We start from the raw sequence: 9,826 nt of genomic DNA on the forward strand, positions 1-9,826 counted from the left end.
CAAACAGCCATTGCCATTTGTCTCTCTGAGCCTTTCTTTATTCTTTTAACCAGTTATGGTAATCAATCAGAATCTGCCGAGGATAGCACGGGAAATAACGAGGCGCTGAATCTGGTTTGTGCCTTCGTAAATCTGTGTAATCTTGGCATCACGCAGATACCGTTCTACCGGATATTCGCGCGTATAGCCGTAGCCGCCAAGAACCTGTACAGCGTCCAGAGCAACCTTTACAGCCGTATCGGATGCCATTGTCTTAGCCATAGCCGCTTCTTTTGCAAACGGTCTGCCAGCATCTTTTAATTCTGCAGCATGGCGTACCAGCTGGCGGGATGCTTCAATCTGGATAGCCATATCAGCGAGCATGAAGCTGATAGCCTGCTGTTTTGCAATCGGTTTGCCAAACTGGATGCGGACCTTGGAATATTCCAGAGCCGCTTCATAAGCAGCCTGTGCAATGCCGACGGCCTGGGAAGCAATACCAATACGGGCGCCATCCAGGACGGCCATTGCACCGGAGAAACCTTTGCCTTCAACGCCGAGAAGATTTTCTTTCGGAATCCGGCAATCCTGGAATACCAGTTCCCGTGTAGCCGAAGCGCGGATGCCCAGCTTGTGTTCCTTTTTGCCAAAGGTAAAGCCCGGTGTTCCTTTTTCTACGATGAAAGCGGAAATACCTTTTGTACCTTTGCTCTTGTCGGTGCTTGCCAGGACCGTATAAACTTCTGCTTCGCCACCGTTGCTGATAAAGCATTTGCTGCCATTCAATACATATTCATCACCATCGAGAACGGCTGTCGTCTGCACACCGGCCGCATCAGAACCGGCATTCGGTTCCGTAAGGGCGAAGGCACCGACTTTTTTGCCCGTAGCAAGATCAGGAATATATTTCTTTTTCTGTTCTTCCGTGCCGTTCATGAGAATCGGCATAATACCTGTCGATGTATGAATTGCCATGATGCCGCCCATAGCCGCATCTGCTTTGGCAATTTCTTCAATAGCTGCAACATAGGTTACCGTATCGGTTTCAGCGCCTCCCAGGCTTTCCGGTACAGGCATTCCCATGAGGCCTAATTCAGCCATTTTGTGAATATCATCCCAAGGAAATTCTTCTGTTTCATCATAATGTGCTGCGTTAGGAGCGATTTCCTTTTTAGCAAAATCTGCTACTACTTTAATCAAATCTGCCTGTTCTTCATTCAAAAATGACATATTCAAACCTCCATCAATATAAATCAAAATGTATGTTATGGAAAAGAAAGGACAGTATTACTGTTTTTTCTTCATAACCATGACTACCGCTTTGCCGTCTACGACGACTTCATCGCGCTGGTTCTTGATGACAGTGTGCATAACAATTCTGCGTTTCGCATCTATTTTTTCGATAACTTCGGCAGTAGCTGTAATGGTATCGCCAATTTTTACAGGTTTTACGAATTTCACTTCCTGCGATAAATACAGGCCATTCCGGCCGGGAATGCCACAGCCGACGAGAGTCGAAATAAACGATGCTGTCAGCATGCCATGGCAAATCCGTTCGCCGAACATGCTGTCCTTGGCATAGACCGGATTCACATGGAGCGGGTTAAAGTCGCCGATGATGCCTGCAAAATTTACAACATCTGCTTCACTGATCATTTTCGTGATGCTGGCGGTTTCCCCCAGTTCAATATCTTCATAGGCTCTTTCTGCTACAAACTCTCTATGCATTACCATGGGATTCACTCCTTATTTTGTGTACTGATGAAACGATTAGTCCTTAAATACGGCACCTTCCATAGCCGATGTGACCAGTTTGGAATACCGGTCGAGATAACTGCCCTTCTGCAGATAATCCTGTTCCGGCCGTTTCCAGGCAGCTTTACGGCGCTGAAGTTCTTCTTCCGGTACGTGTAATTCTACCCGGCGTGTATTCAGATCAATTTCAATGATGTCCCCTTCTTCTACGAGGGCGATAGGACCACCTTCTGCCGCTTCGGGAGATACGTGGCCTACACAGGCACCGGAAGTAGCACCAGAGAAGCGGCCATCTGTAACCAGACCTACTTCTTTGGAAAGACCCATCCCAACGATAGCAGCCGTAGCCGTCAGCATTTCGCGCATACCCGGGCCGCCTTTCGGGCCTTCGTAACGGACGACGACGATATCGCCCGGATTAATCTGGCCGCCATAAATAGCTTTTACGGCTTCTTCTTCCTGATTGAACACGCGGGCAGGACCCTGATGATGCATCATTTCCGGTGCAACTGCCGCTTTTTTGCAAACAGCTCCTGCAGGAGCCAGGCTGCCATAAAGGACTTCCAGGCCACCCGTCTTAGAGTATGCATGGTCAATATCACGAATTATTGTATCATCAATAATTTTTCCATCAGCTATATTTTCCTTCATTGTTGCTGTCGTTACTGTCAGGCAATCACCATGAATCAGGCCCAGGTCATCCAATTCTTTCATGACAGCCTTTACGCCGCCAGCATAATGAAAATCAGCCGGGTAACATCCATTAGTAGCCGGTCTGATTTTTACGAGATGAGGAACCTTTTCTGCCAGTTCATTGAATGTATTAATATCAAAATCAATGCCTGCAGCATGAGCCAGTGCTGTCAGATGGAGCACTGTATTGGTAGAGCCGCCGATTGCCATATCGAGGGTAATGGCATTTTCAATGGCTTCTTTCGTAACAATCTGACGGGGCAGGATATTTTTTTCAAGAAGTTCCATGATTTTCATGCCCGTCCGTTTAGCCAGTGCCAGCCGCTGACCGGTTGCAGCCAGATTATCTGAACCAGGCAGGCACATGCCCAGAGCTTCCGTCATATAGTTCATCGTATTGCCTGTGCCAAGCAGGTTACATGCACCACATCCCGGAAGGGCTACCTGTTCACGACGGGATAATTCTTCCCGCGTGATGATACCGCGGACGACATCGCCCTGATCGGCCATCAGATCTGTATAATTGATTTTTTTACCATCAATGCATCCCGTTGCCATCGTACCGCCGCTGATCAGGATAGCCGGTACGTTCAGCCGTACTGCAGCCAGGAGCATCCCCGGAGTAATTTTATCACAGTTGGAAATCATAACCATTGCATCGTACTGATGAGCGTTCATCATACATTCAACAGAGTCAGCAATCAGTTCACGGCTGGCCAGGGGATAATGCATGCCAAAATGGCCCTGGGCAATACCGTCACAAATGGCAATGGTCGGAAATTCTACCGGCGTACCTCCTGCGGCAATAATACCTTCCTTAACGGCTTTGGCAATCGTATCCAGATGAACATGTCCCGGCATGGATTCGTTCTGGGTATTTACAACTGCTACGATTGGTTTTTCCAAATCTTCCGGAAGGAAGCCCATGGAATAATACAGTGCACGATGGGTAGCGCGTTCAATGCCTTTTGTCGTAATTTCGCTTCTCATTTTTTACAAGTCTCCTTTAAATGATAAATTTCACATACTTAATCATTTCATAGTACTCACGGACCCGGTACGTTCTGCATATAAAAAATTGCATTTGTTACATCCGATTTCTGAATACCTTTGTTAAAAGGATACCATGTTATCTGTTTTTTTCTCCATAATATCTTGACTTCTACTTTAATTTTATTGCTCTGTTAGAAATGAAGATAGCAAAGGCGGTTACGTTAATCGTAAAAAGAAGAATATGCTGGATAACTTATTCTTCGACCGTAAATATTTTTCCTGGGTTCAATATGTTTTGGGGGTCGAATACTTTCTTTATTGCCCGCATATACTGAAGCGGAACTTTTGGGGTAAACATTTCCATTTCCCTGATTTTTTTGGAACCGATGCCGTGTTCTCCCGAAAGGCGTCCTCCTAACTGGTATACATACCCATAGAGATCTGCATGGAAATCGTCCAGTTTGCTGTTCCATACCTCATCGGGAGTATCGCACTGCATGGCATGGACATGAATATTTCCATCCCCGATATGAGCTGCTGTCATCGTGCGAATTCCGTATGTCGCCTCCAGTTCCGTCAATTTTTTCATCAGATCACTGATTTTATCGACAGGAACGACAATATCTTCTGCATAGAAGACAAGACTTTCAATACGGGTTGCTTCAGCAATATCTCTTCTTGCTCTCCAGATACGGTCCTGGTCCGCCATAAGCATATCTACCACACCGACCTCATCGCAAATGTCTGCTATTTTTTCCATTTTTTCGTCCGCTTCATCTGCCGTAAGCCCGTCAATGGTAATAATGACATAGGTTACACCTTTTTCATCGGCGTGAGGGAGATCGATTTCCAGATTTTTTTTGCACAACTGAATACAATTCGTATCCATAAGTTCCAACGAAATGGGATTAATGCCGGCTTTTAATATTTTATTTGGCAATTTCAATGCCTTATCTACATCATTAAAAATAGCCAGCATATCGATGGTGTTTTGTGGCAAGGCCTGTAATTTCAGCGTCGCTTCGGTAACGATAGCCAAAGTCCCTTCAGAGCCAATAATCAGTTGTTCCAATGCATAGCCCGTACTCTGTTTTTTTAACCGGGCGCCTACGTCCATGATTTCTCCCTGGGCTGTAACGCACCGGAGCGAATATACCTGATTCCGTGTCGTGCCGAAACGGACGGCTTTATTTCCACCGGCATTCGTAGAAATATTGCCACCGATTTCACAACCGGCATCGGTACTGCAGGGATCCCCGGCATATAAAAGTCCATGTGCTTTGGCCGCATTCTGGATTTCCAACGTGGGAGTCCCGGCCTGTACGCGGACATAGAGATTTTCCGGGTCCAGTTCAAGAATTTTATTCATGCGGTCAAAAACCAGGACGATACCACCACGGACGGGAATTGCTCCGCCGGCAAGACCGGTACCACCGCTGCGCGGCGTAACAGGGATGCGCTTTTCATTCGCCAGCTTCATGATTTCAGCAACTTGTTCCGTCGTTTCCGGATACACCACGGCTTCCGGCATGTGCTGAAAGATCACATTTTCTTCCTGGTCCGTTTTATACGCCACTAATTTATCGGGATTATTCGACGCAAAACGGTCTCCCACAATGTGTTTCAAAGCTTTCATTATATCATCGGTTACAGGATTGTATTGAGTCATGATGAACTCCTATCTACTTTTCAGGATTTTTATTATGTGTTTTAGTCATATATTCTGTCTAAAAAAAGCAGAATTCGTCCCTGCCGGGGAAAGGGAGAAATGAAAATACCGGCAGGAACTACAATCTGCAATGCAATCGTCATCTAATCAGAGTATACTCTCTGCAGATGTGACAGAACTATATTTATTTATTATTTAACTGCCAATCGAACGCTTCTTTTGTGCGTACATAGCTTTCATAACGGTCTTTAGCGTCTTTTTCCGTCTTCTTGTACAACGCTTCAGCCTGATCGGGATCCACCTTCTGCAGAGAAGCAAACCGTACTTCACCCATAAGGAAATCACGGAAATTGGCTTTCGGTTCTTTGGAATCCAGGCTGAACGGATTCTTGCCCTGATCCAGAAGATCCGGATTATAGCGGTACAGCTGCCAATATCCGGCATCGACGGCCCGTTTCTGTTCCAGCTGGCTGCTGCCCTGACCGGCTTTCAGGCCGTGGTTGATGCACGGTGCATAGCCGATGATGATGGAAGGACCATTGTAGGCTTCAGCTTCTGTGATAGCTTTCATGAACTGATTCGGATCTGCGCCCATAGCGACCTGGGCTACATAAATATAGCCGTAGCTCATGCACATCATGCCGAGGTCTTTTTTCTTCGTACGTTTGCCCATGGTTGCAAATTTTCCTACTGCTGCGGTCGGCGTAGCTTTGGATGGCTGACCACCTGTATTGGAATATACTTCCGTATCGAAGATAAATACGTTGACATTTTCATCCAGTGCCAGGACATGATCAAGACCACCATAGCCGATATCATAAGCCCAGCCGTCACCACCAAAAATCCATGTGCTGCGTTTGATCAGGTACTGCTTCATGCTGTAAACGCGTTCCAGTTCAAACTTGCCGTCTTTTTCTTTTTCCAGGGCGGCAATGACAGCATCAGACCGCTTACGCGTGCCTTCTGCTACTTCCATATTATCTTCCCAATCCTGCAGGATGGCGCGAAGTTCGGGAGAAGCAACTTCTTTGGCATCATCGACGTAGCCTTTCAGGAGTTCCCGGTTGCTGCGGTCGCCGAGGAAGAAGCCGAAGCCATATTCGGCATTATCTTCAAAGAGGGAATTTCCCCATGCAGGGCCATGGCCCTGCTGATTTATCTTATAGCCCTGTGTCGGTGCGCTGCCGCCCCAGACATTGGAGCAGCCGTGAGCATTGGCTATGATCATGCGGTCGCCATAGAGCTGTGTAATAACCTTGGCATACGGAGTTTCCGCACAACCAGCACAAGCACCGGTAAATTCGAGGTACGGCATTTCAAACTGCGAACCTTTGACAGTCTTCTTGTCCATGAAATTCTTCTTCTGCGGAAGGTCCACAAGATAATCCCAAAGCTTGGCTTTGTATTCTTCATCATCGAAGTCGGCCATTTCCAGGGCGCCTGTCGGGCAGACTTTGACGCAGGACGTGCAGCCCAGGCAGTCTTTTACCGAAATAGCGATTGTGAAGTTATATTCTTTTGCACCTAATGTTTCTTTGTATGTTAAGCCTTCCGGAGCCTTTTCAGCTTCTTCTGCCGTCGTCAGGAAGGGACGGATAGCAGCGTGCGGACAAACGAAGGAACACTTATTGCACTGGACGCATTTTGTCACATCCCATTTAGGAACAAAGACAGAAGCGCCACGTTTTTCTTCTTTTGCTGTATCCAGAGGATACGTACCATCTTCCCAGCCGTCATAAATGGAAACGGGGAAGGTGTCACCCTGAAGGGCTTCCATCGGAGCTGCAAACTGTTCGAAGAACTTGCTGTGTTTTACCGGTTCTGCCGGAGCATCCACAGCATCCGCCCAGGAAGCAGGATAATCTACAGGAACGATGGCCTTAACGCCGGCATCAATAGCTGCCCAGTTCATGTCCACAACATGCTGGCCTTTTTTGCCATACGAAGTAACAACAGAATCTTTCAGCTTGCTGATAGCCAGGTCCAGAGGAATTACATTGGCCAGTTTAAAGAATGCAGACTGCATGACCATATTGATACGGCCACCCAGACCAATCTTGCGGGCGATACCAACAGCGTCGAGAATATAGAATTTGACGTGGTTCCGGGCAATGCTGCGTTTCAAAGAAGCCGGTAATTTTTCTTCTAATTCTTCTTTCGACCAGGTGCAATTCAGAAGGAATGTGCCTCCATCTTTAATGCCCTGAAGCAGATCGAAGCTATGAACATAGGACTGACGATGGCATGCAATGAAATCTGCCTGATGAACCAGATACGGCATACGGATTGGTTCTTTACCAAAGCGGAGGTGGGATACGGTAACACCGCCAGATTTTTTCGAGTCATACGCAAAATATCCCTGAGCATACAAATCGGTATTATCACCAATAATCTTAATAGCCGATTTATTAGCTCCGACGGTACCATCAGAACCGAATCCCCAGAATTTGCAGGCATGCAGTCCTTCCTGTCCCAGATTCAGATCACTCGTGCGTTCGAGCGAAAGATTCGTAACATCATCGACTATGCCGACGACAAAGTGATTTTTCGGAGTTTCTTTTGCAAGATTATCGAATACAGCTACGACATCAGCCGGCAAATATTCTTTTCCGCCCAGGCCAAAGCGTCCGGCATATACCTGCGGAGCATTGGCGGCCGTTGCAAAGCTGGCAGCTACGCTAAGGTATACAGGATCGCCATTAGCACCCGGTTCTTTCGAACGGTCAAGAACGGCTATCCGTTTTACTGTTTCCGGTAATGCAGCCAGGAAATGTTTTTCCGACCACGGACGGAACAGATGGATATTGATGCATCCAACCTTGCGGCCCTGCGCGACGAGGTGACGTACAGCTTCTTCTGTAACTTCAGCACCACTACCCATGATAACGATGACATCTTCCGCATCGGGCGCGCCGGTATAATTAAAGAGATGGTATTCGCGGCCAGTGATTTCCTGTACCTTTTTCATGTATTCTTCTACCATATCGGGAATGACATCATAGAATTTATTACGCGATTCAAGATGCTGCATATAAATGTCACCGGTTTCACAGGCGCCACGCCAAACCGGATTATCCGGGTTCAGTGCGCGCTGACGGAAGGCAAGCAGTGCATCTTTATCAAGGAATTTTTCCAGGTCTTTGTAATCAATGACTTCAATTTTCTGAATTTCATGAGACGTACGGAAACCGTCAAAGAAGTTCATAAAAGGAACCCGGCTGGAAATAGCAGCAGCATGAGCAACGGCAGACAAATCCATGACTTCCTGTACACTCGATTCAGCCAGCATGGCAATCCCGGTGCTGCGGGTGGTCATGACATCGTTATGTTCCGCAAAAATAGTCAGTGCATGCGAAGCAACCGTACGAGATGCAACATGGAAAACGCCGGGGAGCAATTCACCAGCAATTTTAAACATGCTCGGAATCATCAGCATCAGGCCCTGAGAAGACGTAAACGTGTTAGCCAGTGCCCCACACTGTAATGCGCCATGCATAGCAGCTACGGCACCGCCTTCAGACTGCATTTCCTGCATTTTAACAGTATGACCGAATAAATTTTTACGGCCTTGTGCAGCCCATTCGTCAATGTGTTCCGCCATCGGGGACGATGGTGTGATAGGGAATACAGATGCTACTTCTGTGAATGCATATGCCACATACGCAGCTGCCGTATTGCCATCCATAGTCTTAAACACTTTTTCCATTCTATTGACACCTCTCCTAAAAAAATGATGCAGAACCATTTCAATACTCTGCATGTACCATCATCTAATGATGAGATTTAACTTATCTTGTATTAGCATACTACAAACTATCTTCATTTCGTTAGCAATTTTTTGACATCTGTGTTAGTATTCTTGCCTTTTCCCTGTAGTTCGTGATTAAAATAACAAAAGTCCTTGTTCCCCCTATCTGGAAAAACAAGGACTTTTCATCATAGATACATGAATTACAATCAGTCTAACTTGCTGGCATCTTCGTGTGCTTTTTCGAAGTTTACCTTACCCTGGTAACGGTTGTTCATGTAGAAGCACATGATACCGCCGATGAATACGGATACACCAAGGAGTAACAGGCCATAACGGAAATCGCCTGTCGCATCTTTTACCATGCCGACAGCCGTCGGTCCGAAGAAACCACCGAGGTTACCGATAGAGTTGATAACGGCAATACCCGTTGCAGCAGCTGTACCGGTGAGGAACTGGGCCGGAATCGTCCAGAACAGCGGTGTGCAGGCAAAGATTCCTGCTGCGCCGATGCACAGGCAAACCATCGTAGCGAATGTACTTTCAACAAACATTGCAGCAACCAGAGAAATCGATGCCATCAAAACAGCCACATTCAGATGCCATTTGCTTTCCTGGTGCTTCTGCGAGCTCCAGCCAAAAATGTATACCGAAATGAGTGCGCAGAGGAACGGCAGTGCTCCAATAAAGCCGATTTCTGTCGTGCTCATGTTGGACCACTGTTTGAGCATCTGCGGAATCCACATGTTGATACCATACGTGCCTTCGCAGACAACCAGGAAGTATGCTACGCCAAGGAACAGTACGGACGGATGCGTGAGGGCTTTCATGATAGAATAATCTTCATTAGCCCCTTTGATGGCAGCTGCTTCTGTTGCCATTTCATTCGTTAGCCATTCCCGTTCTTCATTCGTCAACCACGTTGCATCAGACGGTTTGTCTGTCAGATAGTACAGCGTTACGATGCCAAAGAGGACCGTAGGAATCCC

At 46.9% G+C, this 9,826-nt stretch carries 6 protein-coding genes; all 6 read right to left on the reverse strand.

What is annotated here, in order from left to right:
* Positions 1–66: 66 nt before the first annotated feature.
* A complete protein-coding gene (locus tag DW949_RS11725; protein WP_118023401.1) occupies positions 67–1,209 on the reverse strand; it encodes an acyl-CoA dehydrogenase in 1,143 nt (380 codons plus the stop codon).
* 57 nt (positions 1,210–1,266) lie between these two features.
* Positions 1,267–1,713, reverse strand: a complete 447-nt coding sequence (locus DW949_RS11730) for a MaoC family dehydratase (RefSeq protein ID WP_233539591.1) — start codon at positions 1,711–1,713, stop codon at positions 1,267–1,269.
* Positions 1,714–1,749: 36 nt separating this feature from the next.
* The gene (gene ilvD, locus DW949_RS11735; protein WP_118023402.1) at positions 1,750–3,417 is read right to left on the reverse strand and encodes a dihydroxy-acid dehydratase; all 1,668 of its coding nucleotides are present in this window, start codon (positions 3,415–3,417) and stop codon (positions 1,750–1,752) included.
* Between the two features lie 256 nt (positions 3,418–3,673).
* Positions 3,674–5,089, reverse strand: coding sequence for an FAD-binding oxidoreductase (locus DW949_RS11740; protein WP_118023403.1), 1,416 nt, complete (start codon positions 5,087–5,089; stop codon positions 3,674–3,676).
* A gap of 184 nt (positions 5,090–5,273) precedes the next feature.
* Positions 5,274–8,795, reverse strand: a complete 3,522-nt coding sequence (gene nifJ / locus DW949_RS11745; protein WP_118023404.1) for a pyruvate:ferredoxin (flavodoxin) oxidoreductase — start codon at positions 8,793–8,795, stop codon at positions 5,274–5,276.
* 251 nt (positions 8,796–9,046) lie between these two features.
* A partial coding sequence (locus tag DW949_RS11750; protein ID WP_118023405.1) for an MFS transporter occupies positions 9,047–9,826 on the reverse strand: 780 nt, incomplete at its 5' end.

Origin of the sequence: Megasphaera sp. AM44-1BH (assembly GCF_003467125.1) — a bacterium.
GTDB lineage: Bacteria > Bacillota > Negativicutes > Veillonellales > Megasphaeraceae > Megasphaera.

What these genes read in the sequence shown, in the direction of transcription:
- DW949_RS11725 (WP_118023401.1), bottom strand. Translation starts at nt 1,209, where the DNA reads ATGTCATTTTTGAATGAAGAACAGGCAGATTTGATTAAAGTAGTAGCA.
- DW949_RS11730 (WP_233539591.1), bottom strand. Translation starts at nt 1,713, where the DNA reads ATGGTAATGCATAGAGAGTTTGTAGCAGAAAGAGCCTATGAAGATATT.
- ilvD (WP_118023402.1), bottom strand. Translation starts at nt 3,417, where the DNA reads ATGAGAAGCGAAATTACGACAAAAGGCATTGAACGCGCTACCCATCGT.
- DW949_RS11740 (WP_118023403.1), bottom strand. Translation starts at nt 5,089, where the DNA reads ATGACTCAATACAATCCTGTAACCGATGATATAATGAAAGCTTTGAAA.
- nifJ (WP_118023404.1), bottom strand. Translation starts at nt 8,795, where the DNA reads ATGGAAAAAGTGTTTAAGACTATGGATGGCAATACGGCAGCTGCGTAT.